The organism is Ewingella sp. C233 (assembly GCF_055407225.1).
Window position 1 is genome coordinate 2,200,731 of sequence record NZ_JBUZRI010000001.1, and the last position, 17,900, is coordinate 2,218,630.

The following is a 17,900-nucleotide window of genomic DNA, read 5'->3' on the forward strand; positions in this document are numbered from 1 at the left end:
GACCGCGACGTGCTAAATCGAGTCAGTAAAATAGTCTGATAGAACAAGGCGATGTTCTCGGGATTTAATGCTTCGTGCTAACAATAACATTGTCTCAGGAATAAGCGGTTCTTCCACGTACTAAACAAGGTTATTTTTTTGATCCAGGACACGTTTTAAGCATCTTTGGCACTAAAAAATACAAGGTTCTAACAACTTTTTTTGAAATTCAGGGCTGAAATGATGTTTTGATTTGCTAAAAATGCAGTCTGTCACGCTCAAAAAAAACCTATTTCAGCAAGATTACGCCCACTGAAATAATCAACAATAGTGACAGTTTTGGGAGGAAATAAGAGTAGAAGAGCATTGTAAATAGAGCTTAGGAATTTCAAAATGTCTCAAAGCTTCATTTTCGTCAAAAATACTACTCCTTAATGAGGATGAGCCTTTACCCCCCTTCCTCGCACTGTTCGAAGGCCGGGGGTAAAGTAGACGAAAAAATGAACTTAAGCTTTGGGATTGGCAACAATGGGCGGACTGTTATCTACTACGGGGCGCTGAGCATAAGAGCTTAATGAATAGGGGTCGTTACCCTGTTCAACGGCGTTAAAAATGGCCATCGCCAGTTCATTTGTACAGTGCGTATTCTTGTACAGAACATACTGGGTATCCGGCAACCGTGGTAAACCGTCTTGCTCGCCCAACACACGCAGTTCAGGGCTCATCATCTCAATCGGACGTGCAGTAACACCCAACCCGGCCCTTACGGCAGCACGGATAGCAGAGAGCGTGGATGCGACGTAAGCAATACGCCATGGGATACCGGCCTGGTTAAGGTAATCGATTGCCATAGAGCGGTAAGGGCTAGGTTCATCGAGCAAAACTAATGGCACGCTATCGCCAGACGGGTAAGCAAAATCCGCTGAGCAATACCATAAGGTCGGCGATGTCCGTAAAACAATATGCGGATGATCCGTCGTGGTCATCGTGGTGATGGCCAGATCAACTTCTTCACTCTCCAGCATCGTCAGCATAAACGGACTGCGTTTCACCCTGACATCGATAGACAGCTTTGGATATACGGACGTTACGCGGCTGAGGAGAAACGGAAGAATGGTGTCTGCGGTATCATCTGAGGCGCCGATGGTGATACCACCCTGCACATTGCTGTACATAAGTGATGTACAGGCTTCATCATTGAATCGCAGGATTTTTCGCGCATATCCCAGCAGCTGAATTCCGTGTTCAGTCAATAGTTTATTACGTCCATGTCTGGCAAACAGCTCTTTCCCTACCAGTTGTTCGAGACGCTGCATTTGCTGGCTGACTGCCGATTGAGTACGGCACACCGCCGCAGCTGCGGCAGCAAACGTATTCAAATCAGCAACTGCAACAAAAGTCCTCAGCAGATCAAGGTCAAGATTGAGGATTGGACGATTTGCATTTGTCATAGTTTTTCTTCACTTTTAAAATCTAATAACAAGCTACCCTGATTAATGCGGCAAAGTACCCGCAAAAGGCAGAATACCAGATATGGCAGTCACTCACTCATTAGATAAGTCGAAATGAGAAATATTTCTGCTATATGATTCGAAATTATGGGGAATTCTCCCTCGTTATGTACTAAGCACCTAAATACTGTCACATCCTAAATAACTAAAATTGATTAGAACCCGTCATTTGAAAACTTTGATCATTTACCTTCAATACACTGCCGCCAGCTACAGAGCCGCTGCCTGCGGGCTTTTCCCAACAAAAAAACGTAAAAATCACGAAGCATATATAAGGGTTTTTAATTAATAATTCTTCTCATTTAAATTATTAATGAGTAATTTCATTGAGTCACATAGAGGCCACATAAAGTCTGTGCTCATTAAGTTAAAAGATGCTTAAGATTTTTCTACTTTTATTCATATTCTAACAAAGATGTTCCAATGAAATATATTGATTAGGCAAACTTACAAATTACTGACTGAGCTTTACTTAGCACTATTAAGATCTGTTAATTTATCCAGTGCTTTATAAAAATAGGCATAAACAGCTTAGGCTATCTTTTATACACTAATCATAATCCGAAGAACGTACCTGACCTCTCTTTTTTTTATTTTTCCTTATTGCCCCTCATGTTAGGCGAGTGCTACATAGCCCTAACCAAACAAAAAATCGTGTCATAAGGCTTATCAATGACCATAGGGACAATCTTACTTGGTTTTTTATTCTATAAATTAATGATTTTTAAGATATATGAACCAAAAAATGCGAATTATTGCGGATAATTAATTATTAACTATGCAGTAGCTGACGCTTTGCACTAAAGCCCTTGTTCCCTCTTCAAAAGCCACGCCGGTGGGAGTAAATTGTGCCCTTCGCTTTGTTCCACGGCCATCTTGTGCCAGGGAAGAACAGGCTTTACACAAAAGGCTCACATTTCATGTCCCCGATTGAAAAATCCCGCAAACTGGACAACGTCTGCTATGACATTCGCGGCCCGGTACTCAAAGAAGCAAAACGTCTGGAAGAAGAAGGCAACAAGGTTCTCAAGCTGAATATCGGCAATCCTGCGCCATTTGGTTTTGATGCGCCTGACGAAATTCTTGTCGACGTTATCCGTAACTTACCGACCGCTCAGGGCTATTGTGACTCGAAAGGCCTTTTTACCGCCCGTAAAGCCATCATGCAGCATTATCAGGCGCGTGAAATGCGCGACATGACCGTTGAAGATATCTATATCGGTAACGGCGTTTCAGAACTGATCGTCCAATCGATGCAGGCGCTGCTCAATACCGGCGATGAAATGCTGGTTCCCGCCCCTGATTATCCATTGTGGACAGCCGCGGTCTCCCTTTCCGGGGGCAATGCTGTGCACTATCTGTGTGATGAAGGCGCAGACTGGTTCCCTGACCTGGATGATATCCGCGCCAAAATCACCCCGCGTACACGGGGTATCGTGATTATTAATCCGAATAACCCGACTGGCGCGGTTTACAGCAAAGAGCTGCTGATGGAGATCGTCAACATCGCACGGGAACATAATCTGATTATCTTCTCTGACGAAATTTACGACAAAATTTTGTATGACGATGCCGAGCACATCTCTATTGCCGCGCTGGCACCCGACTTACTGACGGTGACCTTCAATGGGCTGTCAAAAACCTACCGTGTTGCGGGTTTCCGTCAGGGCTGGATGGTCCTTAACGGGCCGAAAAAACATGCCAAAGGCTATATCGAAGGCTTGGAAATGCTAGCCTCAATGCGGCTGTGTGCCAACGTCCCGATGCAGCATGCGATCCAGACCGCGCTCGGTGGCTATCAAAGCATCAGCGAATTTATTCAGCCAGGCGGACGTCTGCTTGAGCAGCGTGACAAAGCCTGGGAACTGATTAACCAGATCCCAGGCGTATCATGTGTGAAGCCAAAAGGCGCGCTCTATATGTTCCCGCGCATTGATGCCAAACGCTTTAACATTCATGATGACCAGAAAATGGTGCTTGATCTGTTGCTGCAACAAAAGGTTCTGCTGGTTCAGGGCACCGCGTTTAACTGGCCGTATCCGGATCACGTGCGTATTGTCACTCTGCCACGTGTGGATGAACTGGAAATGGCCGTCGGCAAGCTGGCTCGTTTCCTCGAAACCTATCGTCAGTGATACGCATGGGCGCGGCTACGGCTGCGCCCTGTTTTATCTTTCCCTTCTGACTTGCCGATTGCTCTGCGACTGCTCACAATAGAACCTCATTCGCTGTTGTCGTTGAGAGATCTATGAGCCAAAGCCACTTTTTTGCCTACCTGTCCCGTTTGAAACTGATTGGCCGCTGGCCGCTGATGCGCAATGTGCGTACTGAGAATGTGTCCGAACACAGTTTGCAAGTCGCCTTTGTGGCCCACGCCCTGGCCGTGATTAAAAACCGCAAATTTGATGGTCATCTCAATGCTGAACGCGTGGCGTTGCTGGCGATGTACCACGATGCCAGCGAAGTTCTGACCGGCGATATGCCTACGCCAATCAAGTATTACAATCCTCAAATTGCACATGAATACAAAAAGATAGAAAAGATAGCCCAGCAGAAAATGATTGAAATGTTGCCTGAGGAACTCCAGGCTGATTTCCGCTCACTGATTGATGAGCATTACTACAGTGACGAAGAGAAATTGACGGTGAAACAAGCTGATGCACTGTGTGCTTATCTGAAATGCCTCGAGGAACTGTCAGCAGGAAATACTGAGTTCACCCTGGCAAAAGCGCGTTTGGAGAAAACCCTCGCACTGCGCCAGAGCCCGGAAATGGACTATTTCATGGAAGTCTTCATTCCGAGTTTCAGTCTGTCGCTGGATGAAATCAGCCAGGATTCACCGCTCTAAACATTTAGAATGGGAACAGGGCCGGTACCAGCAGGACGCTGACGGCCATTACCATCAGAGTGAAAGGCACGCCAATTCGCACAAAATCGCCAAAGCGGTAATTCCCCGGCACCATCACCAGCGTATTCACCGGTGATGAAACCGGCGTCATAAAGGCCGCAGAGGCGGCAATTGCGACGATCATAGTAAACGGATAAGGCGACAGCCCCATCTGGTGCGCGGTAGCGATAGCAATGGGGGCCATCAGCACCGCTGTGGCTGTATTCGAGATAAACAGCCCGATGGTCGCGCACAGGATAAACAAGCTGAGCAGCATGATGCGCGGTCCGTGCCCACCGCTGATGTCCATTAACCCCTGCACGATTAACGCCACCCCGCCGGTTTTTTGCAGCGCTAAAGCAAACGGCATCATACCAACAATCAGCAGCAGGCTCGGCCAGTGAATTGATTTGTACGCCCCCTCCATGGTGATACATCGGAATTTCCCCATCAAAAGGCAGGCAACGATAGCCGCAATAGCATTGGGCACTTCATCGGTGAGCATCAGCGCCACCATTAAGGCGAGACAAAACAGAGCGTGCGGTGCCTGGCTGACAGCCGGTGCGACGTCATCGACTTCAGCCGGCAAGTTTAATACGATAAAATCATGCATCTTCTGTTGCAGTTGACGGATAAGTTTCCAGTCGCCAATCACCAGCAGCATATCGCCCAGTTGCAATTCCTCATCAACCAGCTTACCTTCCATCGCTTCGCCCTGACGGCGGATCCCCACGACGTTCAGCCCGTAGCGCGAACGAAAGGCCACCTGTCTCAGGCTTTTACCTAACAACTCGGAATCGGGTATCAGTGACACCTCGGCCATGCCGACGTCACGGGACTGTTCGGAAAAATATTCACCGCGCAGCACCATCGGCTCAAGCTGTTCATCGACACAGAACTGACGGACGGAAACTTCGCTGTCCGTCATATCAATTAGTAACACATCACGGGCGCGCAGCTCCGTACTTCCCGTTGCACTGACCATCACCCGGCGAAATTTGCGCCAGCGTTCAATGCCCACCACATTGGCGCCGTATCGGGAGCGTAAATGCAGGTCATCAAGCGCTTTGCCCACCAGTGGCGAACCGGAGCGTATTGCCATACGGCGGGCCCGGCCCGTAAGCCGGTAATCACGTATCAGGTCGCGAAAGGTGCGCCGCTTCCAGGTCTCTTTATTCTCGATCCCGCCGCTTTCTGCTGAGAGCCAGCGCCGGGCCACCAACATGTAACCCACGCCTATCACCAGCACCACCAACCCCACAGGGGTGACGCCAAAAAAGCCGAAACCGTCAAACCCTTCACGCAGCAGTTCGCTGTTCACGACCATGTTCGGCGGCGTCGCAACCAGCGTCATCATACCGCTGATAAGCCCGGCAAAACTCAACGGCATCATCAGCCGCGCCGGGGCCGTTTTCATTTTGGCCGATACACTCAGCACTATCGGGATAAAAATCGCCACCACGCCGGTGGAACTCATGAAGGCACCGAGCCCGGCCACGGTCAACATCAGCAGTACCAGCATGCGCGTTTCGCTGCTACCGGCAACTTTCATTAACCATTCACCCACCTGATAGGCAACCCCCGTGCGCACCAGACCATGGCCCACGACAAACAGCGCAGCGATGAGGATTACGTTTGGATCACTGAACCCTGCCATGGCTTCATTTAGCGTCAGGGTTCCGCTCATGACAAAAGCGATAATCACCAGTAACGCAACCACATCCATGCGCAGTTTGTTGCTGGCGAAAAGTATCATCGCTGCCGCCAGCAACAGCAGTACCCAAATCAGTTCAGTCGTCAAAACAAGGCTCCGTTTGTGATGAGAAGACAAAAGCGGTAAAAGCTGAGAAGAGCGTATAAAAGAATGCCATAAAAAAACCCCGCCAGAGCGGGGTTCATATCAACGAAATCGATGTTTTATACAGCAAAGCGGCTAATTAGCGCAAAGTTACCGTGCAGGTACCGTTTCCGGCTGCTTCCACCACCAGCACTTCCAGCGTGGTGAGAATCAACGCTACCCTGTCCATTCCGGGGGTATCCGATGGCGCATTGACGGCAATCACTTTGCAGCCCGCAGCCAGTCCGGACATCACACCAGCCGCCGCATCTTCCACCACTATACAATCCTGTGGGGCCAGACCTAAACGTTCAGCACCCAGCAGATAGGCATCAGGCTGCGGTTTACCGCGTTTTACCAGCTCTGCCGTGATAAACACCTCAGGCTTGGGTAAATGCGCAGCGGCGTGACGCGCATGTGCAACAGGAACAGACCCTGAGGTGACAATTGCCCAGGGAATGTTCTGGCGGCTCAACTCGCTGAGCAACAGATGTGCGCCCGGTAAAGCGGTAACGCCTTCGGTGTCGGTTGCTTCAATTTTTTCCAGTTTCAGGAACTCGCGCTGAATGGCCTCTTCACTTTCACCCGGCATGAAATGACGTAAAGACGTGATCGCCTGTTTGCCGTGAATGAACGCCAACACCTCCTGCGGGCTGATACTGCGACTCAGCGCCCAGTTAATCCAGGCACGTTCAACCGCGGGCAGTGAATCCACTAACGTTCCATCAAGGTCGAACAAGAAACCTTTACACTCCACAAGCGACTCCTTACTGATCTCAGGCATTAATAATCTGCGCGATCTCAACCGCGCTCAAATGATACTGACGCGGGCAGGCCAGCCAGATGGTCAGCATACGCTGGTATTTTTCCCACATTTTGGTTTGCGAGTTGAAACCGTGGGTGCCGGAATCAAAGTCCGTGTAGCGCCCTTCGGTGTTCACCATAAAACGCACGTAGCTGAGAAAACGGGATTCCGTGGCAGCATCGAAACCCAGGAACTCCAGACGGCGGCGGTCCAAACCCTGGGTATCTTTCAGATTGGTCCATGACACCTGCATCGCGTGGTGCATTTCCATAATGTTAATGACGGTGCGGCAGGTCTCTTCAGGCAACTCGCCAAAGTCACGGTCGAGTTCACGCATCTGCAAACCAAAACCCCGTTCGATCACAGTTTGCAGACGGCGATAGCGATCGGCGTTGTCCGGATCGAGCATGGTCATCATTTTATATTGATTGGATAAAATCAGGCGTTGAGCGTTTGTCATTTCCATCGTGAAACTCCTCGTGTCTGCATAATGACCAAAGCATGGCACAGGGCAAACTTGCGCGAAATCTCAAGCTGACCATTCTTTGATTTGAACCCATAAACTGAGTTGAAATGCATTTAATTAAGAAGCCTGAATGAACAATGAAAAGCAGCATTCAGCAAAACGGATGCCGCAGCATCCGTTAAATATCGTCCAGGAAAGTTTTATCCAGCTGCTTGAAAGCCCGCTTCAACACGTCAGCCAGCGACTGATAGGTTGGCGTCCCTTCGACGGGTGCCAGCGCCTGACCGGCTTCCACCAGCTTTTGGCGTACGTCGTGAAACCAGCCGAGTAAAGCAGGAGGCAACGGTGTCAATGAACGACGGCCTAGCCACCAGAGACCCTGCATCGGCAAGCTACACGCAAATATAGAGGTGGCAACCGCCGGGCCTAGCTGGCCGCCGAGTGCAATTTGCCAGGTAAGCGTGAAAACAGCCAGCGGTGGCATAAAGCGCACAGCAAAGCGCGTCGCCGTGGAGATGCGGTTCTCAGGAAACACCGGCGCCAGACGCTTATCGGACGGCCAAGTTTTCATATAATGCTGCCCTCGCTGGAATACCTGAAACCAGCTGACAGAACCTGATGGCTTAGTGGTCATGGTGCACCTCAACTTCACACATAAAAATTAAAAAATAGTTTTAAATGACAAACGGGATTTTAGCACGATTAAATATATTTTGTTTTTGCGGGCACCAGTCGGTATCCTGTCCCAGCAAAATCGGGCCTTTTTAGAAAGTGTCTCATCCGGCCTGCTGGCGGTTTGAAGACCCCTCACCCGCTTTTACAGGGGACTGATACCATATTGCCTCTGCACAAGGTGTTTTGTAATTAAATATCGTCTTATTTGTTAGTGTTTTTACAAATAAACAACACTAACAAATAACATTCTGAAGAACCGATAACAGGCACGTTTTGTGCGTTGCCCGGATAATTTTTGCTCTATAACGGCCCGGCTTTCACTGAGGTCAGTGATTCTTCAGCTTTTTCATTATCATGCTGGTTTTGGTTGTCTGGCATGATGCTAATCATAATTGTCAGTGTCATTATGCGCTACGCTTGATGTCAGACTGACGATTTATTAACCATGTGTATTGTTTCTTTCTAAACAACACCAACTATCAATAGGTACTTCCATGTCGAGTAAGCTAGTTCTGGTTCTTAACTGTGGCAGTTCTTCCCTTAAGTTCGCCATCATTGATGCAGTGAACGGCGAAGAGCATATTTCTGGTTTGGCCGAATGTTTCCACCTGCCTGAAGCCCGCCTTAAGTGGAAAATGGACGGCAAGAAAGAAGAAGCGGCTTTAGGTGCTGGTGCAGCGCACAGTGAAGCGCTGAAATACATCGTTAACAACATCTTGTCACAAAAACCTGAACTGTCTGCTGAACTGGTTGCCATCGGACACCGTATCGTTCACGGCGGCGAAAAACTGACTAAATCTATGGTCATCAACGACGCAGTGATTCAGGGTATCAAAGAATCTATCCCGTTTGCACCACTGCATAACCCGGCACACCTGATTGGTATCGCTGAGGCGTTGAAATCCTTCCCGAAACTGGCTGATAAAAATGTTGCGGTCTTCGACACAGCATTCCACCAGACCATGCCGGAAGAGTCTTATCTCTACGCACTCCCGTACAGCCTGTACCGCGATCATCACATCCGTCGTTATGGCGCACACGGCACCAGCCACTTCTATGTGACGCAGGAAGCTGCGAAAATGCTCAACAAGCCAGTGGAAGAAGTGAATCTGATCACTTGCCATCTGGGTAACGGCGGCTCTGTTAGCGCAATCCGTAATGGTAAATGCGTTGATACTTCCATGGGTCTGACCCCGCTGGAAGGTCTGGTTATGGGTACCCGCAGCGGTGACATTGACCCGGCAATCATATTCCACCTGCATGACGCACTGGGCATGAGCGTTGATCAAATCAACAAGCTGCTGACCAAAGAATCCGGCCTGCTGGGCCTGACTGAAGTCACCAGCGACTGCCGTTATGTTGAAGACAACTACACCACCAAAGAAGACGCCAAGCGCGCAATGGATGTCTTCTGCCACCGTCTGGCGAAATACATTGGTTCTTACACTGCACTGATGGATGGCCGCCTTGACGCTGTCGTCTTTACCGGTGGTATCGGCGAAAACGCCGCGATGGTTCGTGAACTGTCTCTCGATAAGCTGGCCCTGCTTGGCTTTGAAATCGACCACGAACGTAACCTGGCTGCCCGCTTCGGTAAATCCGGTGCTATCAATAAAGAAGGCACCCGTACCGCGCTGGTTATCCCAACCAACGAAGAGCTGGTTATTGCTCAAGATGCGGCCCGTCTGACCGCATAACATGCATCCCACTGCCAGCGTCTGCTGGCAGTTTTTTTCATAACAGGCGAGCGTAGCCAGTCCGGAAGCAGCCAGCGTTAAGTCCCCGTCGTTACCGGTACACATTCAGGGTAACGAACCCGCGCAGCCCCTTCCCCACCGAGTCATGCTTCGTCTGGCAAACCAGAGAGGTTTAGCCGTGTCCCGTACAATTATGTTGATCCCTACAGGCACCAGCGTCGGTCTGACCAGCGTCAGTCTTGGTGTGATCCGTGCCATGGAACAAAAAGGCGTCAGCCTGAGTGTATTCAAGCCTATCGCGCAACCGCGCACCGGCGGCGATGCACCAGACCAGACCACTACCATCATCCGCGCCAACTCCAGCGTGCCAGCGGCTGAACCGCTGAAAATGAGCCACGTGGAAACCTTGCTGAGTACCAACCAGCAAGACGTGCTGATGGAAGAGATCATCGCCCGTTACCACGAAAATACCAAAGACGCTGAAGTGGTCCTGGTTGAAGGCTTAGTGCCAACGCGTAAACATCAGTTTGCTAACGCACTGAACTATGAAATTGCTAAAACCCTGAACGCGGAAATCGTATTCGTTATCGCACTCGGTAATGACTCACCGGCCCAGTTGAAAGAGCGTATTGAACTGGCAAGCAGCAGCTTCGGTGGCAGCAAAAACAAAAATATTACCGGCGTTATCATCAATAAGCTGAACGCACCGGTTGACGATCAGGGCCGCACCCGTCCGGATCTGTCAGAGATCTTTGATGATTCCACCAAAGCCAGCGTAGCCAATGTTGACCCAAGTCAGCTGTTTGCAAACAGCCCGCTGCCGGTGTTGGGCTGCATTCCATGGAGCTTCGAACTGATTGCCACCCGCGCAATCGACATGGCTAAGCACCTGAATGCCCGCATCATCAACGAAGGTGACGTACAAACTCGTCGCGTGAAATCCGTCACCTTCTGTGCGCGCAGCATTCCGCACATGCTGGAACATTTCCGTCCAGGCTCCCTGCTGGTCACCTCTGCTGACCGTCCGGACGTGCTGGTTTCAGCCTGTCTGGCCGCAATGAACGGCGTTGAAATTGGCGCTATCCTGCTGACCGGCGGTTACGATATCGACGAGCGCATTAACACGCTGTGTGAACGCGCCTTCAAAACCGGCCTGCCGGTGTTTATGGTTGAAACCAATACCTGGCAGACCTCGCTCAGCCTGCAAAGCTTCAATCTGGAAGTCCCTGCGGACGACCATCAGCGCGTTGAGAAGCTGCAACAGTATGTGGCCTCACACATCAACAGCGACTGGATCAACTCCCTGAGTGCCCATTCAGAGCGTTCACGTCGTCTTTCTCCGCCAGCGTTCCGCTATCAGCTGACTGAACTGGCACGCAGTGCCAACAAACGCATCGTCCTGCCAGAAGGCGACGAGCCGCGTACCGTGAAAGCCGCGTCACTTTGTGCTGAACGTGGTATCGCCGAGTGCGTGCTGCTCGGTAACCCGGAAGAGATCCAACGCGTTGCCGCCGCTCAGGGTATTGAGCTGGGCAAAGGCATTCAGATTGTTGACCCGGTTGTCGTGCGCGAAGAGTACGTGGCCCGTCTGGTCGAACTGCGTAAAAGCAAAGGCATGACCGAAGTAGTTGCCCGCGAGCAGTTAGAAGACAACGTGGTGCTTGGCACCCTAATGCTGGAAAAAGGTGAAGTTGACGGTCTGGTTTCTGGCGCGGTTCACACCACCGCCAACACCATCCGCCCACCGTTGCAGTTAATCAAAACCGCACCGGGCAGCTCGCTGGTTTCATCTGTGTTTTTCATGCTGCTGCCTGACCAAGTTCTGGTTTACGGTGACTGCGCGATTAACCCGGACCCAACGGCTGAACAACTGTCAGAAATCGCGATTCAATCTGCCGATTCTGCTGCTGCCTTCGGTATCGAACCGCGCGTTGCGATGATCTCTTACTCCACCGGCGACTCAGGCGCTGGCAGCGACGTTGAGAAAGTGCGTGAAGCGACACGTTTGGCACAGGAAAAACGCCCTGATCTGATCATCGACGGTCCCTTGCAATACGACGCCGCGATCATGGCTGACGTTGCCAAATCCAAAGCACCGAATTCTCCAGTCGCAGGTCAGGCTACCGTGTTCATCTTCCCGGATCTGAACACCGGTAACACCACCTACAAAGCAGTTCAGCGTTCAGCAGATTTAGTCTCTATCGGACCAATGCTGCAAGGCATGCGTAAACCTGTCAACGATCTGTCCCGTGGCGCACTGGTAGACGATATCGTCTACACCGTTGCCCTGACGGCGATCCAGTCTGCACAGGCAGAAGCCGCTGCGAAAGCGTAATCTGTTTCTATAATGTAAAACGCCGACATGATGTCGGCGTTTTTTTTGGCTTCCGTTTGTGTCACCTCATCACAACAGTGTTTTCGCTGCTTCCAGAATATGTTCTGCCGTCAGGCCATACTCCTGCTGTAAAAACTCCTGCGTACCCACCTGACCGTAACGCTCTTTGACACCCACGCGGCGCATCGGTATCGGATGGTGCTCAACCAGAACTTCCGCCACAGCCGATCCTAACCCGTTGTGAATACTGTGGTTTTCACACGTCACAATTTTGCCGGTTTTAGCCGCGTACTTCACGATGATCTCTTTATCGATCGGTTTGAGCGTAAACATGTCGATGACAGCAGCGCTCACGCCCTCGCGCTCCAGCATTTGTGCCGCTTTCAGCGCTTCTGCCACCATAATGCCGTTAGCGATTAGCGTAATATCGCTGCCGTCGCGCAGCAGGTTGGCTTTACCGATAGTGAACGTCGCGCCCTCCTGATAAATCTGCGTAGCTTGTTTACGGATAGTGCGGACCCAGTAAAAGCCTTTTAAATCCATCAACTGCAACAGGATATTGCGGAACATCACGGCATCCGTCACTTCCAGCACCACTGAATTTGCCAGCCCTCGCACGATGCCCATATCTTCAAATGACATATGCGTCCCCCCGTTGTGGCAGGCAGTGACACCGGCATCAGAGGCGATCACTTTGACGTTATTTTTCTGATAATCCAGCGACATAAACAGCTGATCAAAACAGCGGCGGCTGGCAAACGCGGTAAAAGTGTGAACAAAAGGAATGCGCCCTGTGAGCGACAATCCGGCGGCTACGCCGATCACGTTGGCCTCCATGATGCCGCAGTTAATCACGTGCTGCGGATGATCTTTATGTACTGCATCCATCGCCATTGAGCTCATCAGATCCGCTTCCAGCGCAATGATCGGCGTGTTCTCAACAATCTTCTCACGCACGGTGTTGGCATAAACTTTGCGCATTTCCGTGGTATCAGGTTTCAGTTCCAGCGTGACTTCAAACATGCGCGGCCTCCAGTTCTGCAATGGCATTTTCGATTTCCAGCTTCACGTCCGGCGTTAAACGCAGATGGTGCGAATTCGCCAACTGCTCAAGATATTTCACGCCCTGTCCTTTCACGCTGTCGAGCACCACCACCAGAGGGCGCTGTTCGCCCTCGCGGACCGGCGTCAACGCCTGTTGCAGTGCGACCACGTCATCCCCTTTGATAGTTAAAACATCAAAGCCAAATGCGCTGAATTTTGCCGCCAGGTCGAAGGGCTTGATCACCTCATCAAGCAGGCCGTCTAGCTGCTGTTTGTTGTAGTCGATAAACAGTGTCAGGTTGTTCAGATTATGGTGAGCAATAAACTGGAAGGCCTCCCAGCACTGCCCTTCATTAAGTTCACCGTCACCCAAAATGCAGAACACACGGTTTGCGCGGCCTGCCAGTTTGTGCGACAGCGCCATGCCGGAAGCGATAGAAACGCCCTGTCCAAGAGAACCCGTTGTGGCATCCACGCCGACCGTGCGCAGGCGATCCGGATGGCTCGGCAGTTTGGTCCCGTTCTGGTTCAGCGTTTTCAAATCGGACTGTGGAAAGTAGCCTTTCAGACCCAGCGTGGCGTACAGCGCGGGACCGGCGTGGCCCTTCGACAGCACAAAATAATCGCGCTCTTGCCAGTCAGGACGTGCGGGGTCGATGCGCATCACATCGCTATACAACACCGCCAGCGTTTCCACCACCGACATACTGCCGCCGTAGTGACCAAAGCCTAACCCGGTGAGCATTTTCAGTGTCTCAATACGGATTTGACGCGCAAACTCACGAACCTCTTGGACATCTTTCATGTGTATTGGTCCTTATTTTAGTTAGCACCTGGCCCGGCCCGTTAGTTGTTAACAGCAACTAACAGACCTTGCGTAGTGTTTTCCCGGATGGTTAATCGTGACGAACGGAGAACTTATTTTTCGATTACTGCTTTTTCTGCGGCTGGCTTTTTCGCCAGATAGTTGTAGGCAACCAGTGCGGCGAAGATGGCAACAATTAGCGCCATAATTCCCTCCTTCGACATGAAGCGTGCCAGATTGCCCAGCAGGATACCGATGACGCCGAAGTCCGCGTCAGAGAAGGTGGCATTGGCGAAGCCCAGCGCACCGAGTACCGGCAGCAACAGAACAGGCAGGAAGGTGATCAGCACGCCGTTGGCAAAGGCACCGAACATCGCACCGCGACGTCCGCCGGTTGCGTTACCGAACACGCCCGCCGTTGCACCGGTAAAGAAGTGCGGCACCACGCCCGGAAGGATCAGCACCATGTGCATCTGACCCAGCAGGAACAGACCGACCAAACCGCCGAGGAAGCTGAACAAGAATCCAATCAGCACCGCGTTTGGCGCGTACGGATACACTACCGGACAGTCCAGCGCCGGACGAGCATTCGGCACCAGTCGCTCGGAGAAGCCGACGAACGCCGGAACGATTTCAGCCAGAATCAGGCGCACACCTTGCAGGATGATGAAAACACCGGCCGCAAATGTGATTGCCATAATGATGGAGTACACCAGATAGTTCTGACCTGCGCTGTAAGTGGCTTCGACGAAAATCTGCCCGGCAAAGACCGCCATAATCAGATAAATGATGATCATGGTGAGCGAGATGGAGATAGAACTGTCGCGCAGGAAGCTGAGGTTTTTCGGCAGGTTCATCTCTTCGGTAGAGCGGGAACCCTTACCGACTTTGCTGCCGATCCAGCCGGACAGCACATAGCCGATGGTGCCAAAATGGCCGAAAGCAATATCGTCATTGCCGGTGATTTTACGCATATAACGCTGCGCCAGTGCCGGGAAGAACGCCATGATAAGACCCAGCGTCAGGGATCCTGTGAAGACCAGGGCCACGCCTTCAAAACCGGCTACGGTCAGGATGACACTGATCATACAGGCCATGTAGAACGTGTGGTGTCCGGTTAAGAAAACGTATTTGAGACGGGTAAAGCGCGCCACAATAAGGTTGGCGACCATACCGAAGGCCATAATTAATGCCGTCGGCGCGCCGAATTTCTCCATCGCGATAGAAACGATCGCCTCGTTATTTGGAATAATCCCCTGAATATTAAAGGCGTGTTCGAACATCCCGCCCAAGGGATTTAACGAGCCGACTAATACCGTCGCCCCACCCGCTAAAACGAGAAAACCCAGTATTGTTTTAACCGTACCTTTGACCACGTCAGAAAAGTTTTTCTTTTGCGCGACCAGGCCGACTAATGCAATGATCCCCACCAGTACGGCAGGCACTTTTAATATATCAACCACAAACTTGAGTGTTTCCTGGATAAACATATCCACCTCATACTTTATTAGTTTTATAGGTAGGGTTCAGTGGCCGTCAGGACACCGGGTGCTTTTCAAAGTAGGCGATTAACTTCGCTTCCAGCTCATTGATATCCACAATATTGGTGATGACAACCAACTGATTTTCTGGAATGTTGGCACTGGCAGCGATATCCTTGGCCATCACGAACAGGTCAGCCTCACCGGGGATCGCCGAGGAAAGGTCGGAGTGCTCAACGTCAGCCTGAATATTTAATTTCTTCAGCACTTTCTTGATGTTCATTTCTACCATAAAGCTGCTGCCTAAACCGGAACCGCAAATCGCCATAATTTTCATGATGTTTACCTGTGTTTTAAAAGTTTGTAGGGTAACGCATCAGACTACATTCTGATGTAAATACCGTTTCACTGCTTCCATGATTAACTGACGTTATTCCATTCTTTCTATAAGGAAATTAAAACTTCGCAATAATATCCTGAATACTTTTAATGTCTCTGGCCTGATGTATTTTCAGCATCACATCATCGCTGGAGAATAACTCAGCCAGTTCAGAAATTAATTCGATATGACTGTGTTTATCCGGTGCAGCCAGCATCACCACGGCATAAACCGGATCGTTATGTTCTGAGTTAAATTTCACGCCATGAGGCAGCGTAAGCAGAGATAAACCCAGCGCTTTTGCCCCCTCTTCCGGCCGCGCATGTGGCATGGCAATACCGGGGGCCAGCACATAATAGGGACCCAACTTTTCATGCTGAGCAAAAATCGCCTGCACATAGTCCGGCGTAATAACGCCTTTTTCCAGCAGCGGTGCAGCACTCGCCTGAACGGCGTCGCGCCAGGTGGTGATGTCATGCCTGATATGAATCGTATCTGCTGTCAGCCAATCATTAAGCATTGCTACTCCCGACACGTCTTGTTTTGAGATGTTGTTTGGATAAGTCATCAGGCCCGTAAATCTGTCACTCCGGCTGGAGCTAAAACTTCCCCCGATCCTGTTAACGATCCAGACTCTACTCACTGGTAGCGTTAACATCCGTGATACATCTCACAAAGATAGCGCTACCAAAGCCCTATCATCAGATTCTGTGATAGCGCTATCAAAAATAATCACCCTCCGGTATTGGCCGCCGCGGTTTACCGGAAATAAGGATATACTTTGGCTACGAATTACCGATAATTCACCACATCTGCCGCAGTTTACCCCTGGAACCCGTGCGGGCTCCCGCCGGTCGCGGCCCACTGTTTTCGCTATTATTATGCGCACGATGCGCAAGAGTCAGGATTGGGAATGTCGATTAACAAAAAACGACGCAGTACCGGAAGAGTAACGCTGGCCGATGTCGCGCAACTCGCGGGTGTCGGCAGTATGACCGTGTCCAGGGCGTTGCGAACGCCGGAACAAGTATCAGATAAACTGCGGGAAAAAATTGAAGAAGCCGTCAGTCAGTTAGGTTATTTACCCAATCAGGCCGCCAGTTCGCTGGCTTCAGCCTCGTCTTATACTATCGCGATGATTGTGCCGAGCCTGTCCGAATCGGGCTGTGCTGAGATGTTTGCCGGATTGCAAAAAATCCTGCAGCCTGCGGGCTATCAAATCATGCTAGCTGAATCGCAGCACCGGATGGACCGCGAAGAGAAACTGCTGGAAACCCTGCTCTCCTATAATCTGGCGGCAGCGATCTTACTCAGCGTTGAACATTCGCCTAACGTGCGTAACTGGCTGGATAACGCCTCAATACCGGTGCTGGAAATCGGCGCACTCACCGACTCCCCCATCGATATGAACATTGGTATTGATAACGTCGAAGCGATGTATCAGCTTACCAAAACGGTAATCGACAAAGGCTATCAGAACATCGGGTTGCTGTGCGCCAATCAGGAACAGTGGATTTTCCAGCAGCATCTGCAGGGCTGGCACAAAGCCATGCTTCGGGCGCATATGTCGGTACATCGGGTTATTAACTCGGCAGAACCGGCCAGCTTTTCTACCGGCGCACGCCAACTGCCTGAATTCCTGCTGGCCTGGCCTGAGCTGGATGCGCTGGTCTGCGTGTCTGATGAACTGGCCTGCGGCGTCTTGTACGAATGCCAGAGACGACGCATTAAAGTGCCGGACGACTTGGCCGTAGTGGGTTTTGGCAACAGTGATGTCAGCCGCGTATGCCAGCCGCCGCTGACCACCATTGCCATTCCTCACAAAGAGATCGGTACCCGTGCAGCGCAGGCTTTACTGGCCAGAATTCATGATGAAGAGTGGGAAGAGGTGACGATTGCATCGTCTTTGTGCAAACGGGATAGTTGTTAAATAGTAGCTACTGAACCTGCCGCTGAAAAAAACCAATAGCGGGCGACATAAGCCGCCCGACGGTTCTTT

General features: G+C 50.9%; 15 protein-coding genes. 5 read left to right on the forward strand and 10 right to left on the reverse strand.

The window, feature by feature from the left end:
* Window positions 1-485: 485 nt before the first annotated feature.
* Window positions 486-1,430: a transcriptional regulator LrhA gene (gene lrhA / locus ACZRKO_RS09910; RefSeq protein ID WP_463737020.1), complete on the reverse strand. Its 945-nt coding sequence runs from the start codon at window positions 1,428-1,430 to the stop codon at window positions 486-488.
* Between the two features lie 980 nt (window positions 1,431-2,410).
* On the opposite strand from lrhA, the gene ACZRKO_RS09915 reads away from it, so the two are divergent.
* Window positions 2,411-3,625, forward strand: coding sequence for a pyridoxal phosphate-dependent aminotransferase (locus ACZRKO_RS09915; protein ID WP_463737021.1), 1,215 nt, complete (start codon window positions 2,411-2,413; stop codon window positions 3,623-3,625).
* 113 nt (window positions 3,626-3,738) lie between these two features.
* Window positions 3,739-4,338 (forward strand): 5'-deoxynucleotidase, encoded by a 600-nt coding sequence (gene yfbR / locus ACZRKO_RS09920; protein WP_463737022.1) that lies wholly within the window; start codon window positions 3,739-3,741, stop codon window positions 4,336-4,338.
* 4 nt (window positions 4,339-4,342) lie between these two features.
* Here yfbR and ACZRKO_RS09925 read toward each other — a convergent pair whose 3' ends face one another.
* The 4 genes from ACZRKO_RS09925 to yfbV all read right to left on the reverse strand — a co-directional run bounded on the left by ACZRKO_RS09925 (window position 4,343) and on the right by yfbV (window position 8,119).
* Complete coding sequence (locus tag ACZRKO_RS09925; RefSeq protein WP_463737023.1) at window positions 4,343-6,178, reverse strand: SLC13 family permease; 1,836 nt, start codon at window positions 6,176-6,178, stop codon at window positions 4,343-4,345.
* Window positions 6,179-6,314: 136 nt separating this feature from the next.
* Window positions 6,315-6,971, reverse strand: a complete 657-nt coding sequence (locus ACZRKO_RS09930; RefSeq protein ID WP_463737024.1) for a sugar phosphatase — start codon at window positions 6,969-6,971, stop codon at window positions 6,315-6,317.
* Window positions 6,972-6,990: 19 nt separating this feature from the next.
* Window positions 6,991-7,485 (reverse strand): YfbU family protein, encoded by a 495-nt coding sequence (locus ACZRKO_RS09935; RefSeq protein WP_463737025.1) that lies wholly within the window; start codon window positions 7,483-7,485, stop codon window positions 6,991-6,993.
* 178 nt (window positions 7,486-7,663) lie between these two features.
* Window positions 7,664-8,119, reverse strand: coding sequence for a terminus macrodomain insulation protein YfbV (yfbV, locus tag ACZRKO_RS09940; RefSeq protein ID WP_463737026.1), 456 nt, complete (start codon window positions 8,117-8,119; stop codon window positions 7,664-7,666).
* A gap of 535 nt (window positions 8,120-8,654) precedes the next feature.
* Between yfbV and ackA the strand changes: the two genes are divergently transcribed.
* Window positions 8,655-9,857: an acetate kinase gene (gene ackA / locus ACZRKO_RS09945; protein ID WP_463737027.1), complete on the forward strand. Its 1,203-nt coding sequence runs from the start codon at window positions 8,655-8,657 to the stop codon at window positions 9,855-9,857.
* Between the two features lie 193 nt (window positions 9,858-10,050).
* On the forward strand, window positions 10,051-12,192 hold the full coding sequence (gene pta, locus ACZRKO_RS09950; RefSeq protein ID WP_463737523.1) for a phosphate acetyltransferase: 2,142 nt from the start codon (window positions 10,051-10,053) through the stop codon (window positions 12,190-12,192).
* Between the two features lie 69 nt (window positions 12,193-12,261).
* On the opposite strand, the gene ACZRKO_RS09955 is transcribed toward pta, so the two are convergent.
* From ACZRKO_RS09955 to ACZRKO_RS09975, 5 genes are all read right to left on the reverse strand, one after another.
* A complete protein-coding gene (locus tag ACZRKO_RS09955) occupies window positions 12,262-13,215 on the reverse strand; it encodes a transketolase family protein (protein WP_463737028.1) in 954 nt (317 codons plus the stop codon).
* Window positions 13,208-14,041 carry a transketolase gene (locus ACZRKO_RS09960; protein ID WP_463737029.1) on the reverse strand — a complete coding sequence of 278 codons (834 nt, stop codon included), beginning with the start codon at window positions 14,039-14,041 and terminating at the stop codon, window positions 13,208-13,210. Before ACZRKO_RS09960 ends, ACZRKO_RS09955 begins: the two co-directional genes overlap by 8 nt.
* A gap of 113 nt (window positions 14,042-14,154) precedes the next feature.
* Window positions 14,155-15,531 (reverse strand): PTS ascorbate transporter subunit IIC, encoded by a 1,377-nt coding sequence (locus ACZRKO_RS09965; protein ID WP_463737030.1) that lies wholly within the window; start codon window positions 15,529-15,531, stop codon window positions 14,155-14,157.
* A gap of 46 nt (window positions 15,532-15,577) precedes the next feature.
* The gene (locus ACZRKO_RS09970) at window positions 15,578-15,859 is read right to left on the reverse strand and encodes a PTS sugar transporter subunit IIB (protein ID WP_463737031.1); all 282 of its coding nucleotides are present in this window, start codon (window positions 15,857-15,859) and stop codon (window positions 15,578-15,580) included.
* Window positions 15,860-15,977: 118 nt separating this feature from the next.
* Complete coding sequence (locus ACZRKO_RS09975; RefSeq protein WP_463737032.1) at window positions 15,978-16,421, reverse strand: PTS sugar transporter subunit IIA; 444 nt, start codon at window positions 16,419-16,421, stop codon at window positions 15,978-15,980.
* 393 nt (window positions 16,422-16,814) lie between these two features.
* Between ACZRKO_RS09975 and ACZRKO_RS09980 the strand changes: the two genes are divergently transcribed.
* Window positions 16,815-17,831: a LacI family DNA-binding transcriptional regulator gene (locus tag ACZRKO_RS09980; RefSeq protein WP_463737033.1), complete on the forward strand. Its 1,017-nt coding sequence runs from the start codon at window positions 16,815-16,817 to the stop codon at window positions 17,829-17,831.
* Window positions 17,832-17,900 lie beyond the last annotated feature (69 nt).

Bases quoted from the DNA above. Each gene is read 5' to 3' on its own strand.
- lrhA (WP_463737020.1), bottom strand. From the start codon at position 1,430: ATGACAAATGCAAATCGTCCAATCCTCAATCTTGACCTTGATCTGCTG.
- ACZRKO_RS09915 (WP_463737021.1), top strand. From the start codon at position 2,411: ATGTCCCCGATTGAAAAATCCCGCAAACTGGACAACGTCTGCTATGAC.
- yfbR (WP_463737022.1), top strand. From the start codon at position 3,739: ATGAGCCAAAGCCACTTTTTTGCCTACCTGTCCCGTTTGAAACTGATT.
- ACZRKO_RS09935 (WP_463737025.1), bottom strand. From the start codon at position 7,485: ATGGAAATGACAAACGCTCAACGCCTGATTTTATCCAATCAATATAAA.
- yfbV (WP_463737026.1), bottom strand. From the start codon at position 8,119: ATGACCACTAAGCCATCAGGTTCTGTCAGCTGGTTTCAGGTATTCCAG.
- ackA (WP_463737027.1), top strand. From the start codon at position 8,655: ATGTCGAGTAAGCTAGTTCTGGTTCTTAACTGTGGCAGTTCTTCCCTT.
- pta (WP_463737523.1), top strand. From the start codon at position 10,051: ATGTTGATCCCTACAGGCACCAGCGTCGGTCTGACCAGCGTCAGTCTT.
- ACZRKO_RS09955 (WP_463737028.1), bottom strand. From the start codon at position 13,215: ATGTTTGAAGTCACGCTGGAACTGAAACCTGATACCACGGAAATGCGC.
- ACZRKO_RS09960 (WP_463737029.1), bottom strand. From the start codon at position 14,041: ATGAAAGATGTCCAAGAGGTTCGTGAGTTTGCGCGTCAAATCCGTATT.
- ACZRKO_RS09965 (WP_463737030.1), bottom strand. From the start codon at position 15,531: ATGTTTATCCAGGAAACACTCAAGTTTGTGGTTGATATATTAAAAGTG.
- ACZRKO_RS09970 (WP_463737031.1), bottom strand. From the start codon at position 15,859: ATGAAAATTATGGCGATTTGCGGTTCCGGTTTAGGCAGCAGCTTTATG.
- ACZRKO_RS09975 (WP_463737032.1), bottom strand. From the start codon at position 16,421: ATGCTTAATGATTGGCTGACAGCAGATACGATTCATATCAGGCATGAC.
- ACZRKO_RS09980 (WP_463737033.1), top strand. From the start codon at position 16,815: ATGTCGATTAACAAAAAACGACGCAGTACCGGAAGAGTAACGCTGGCC.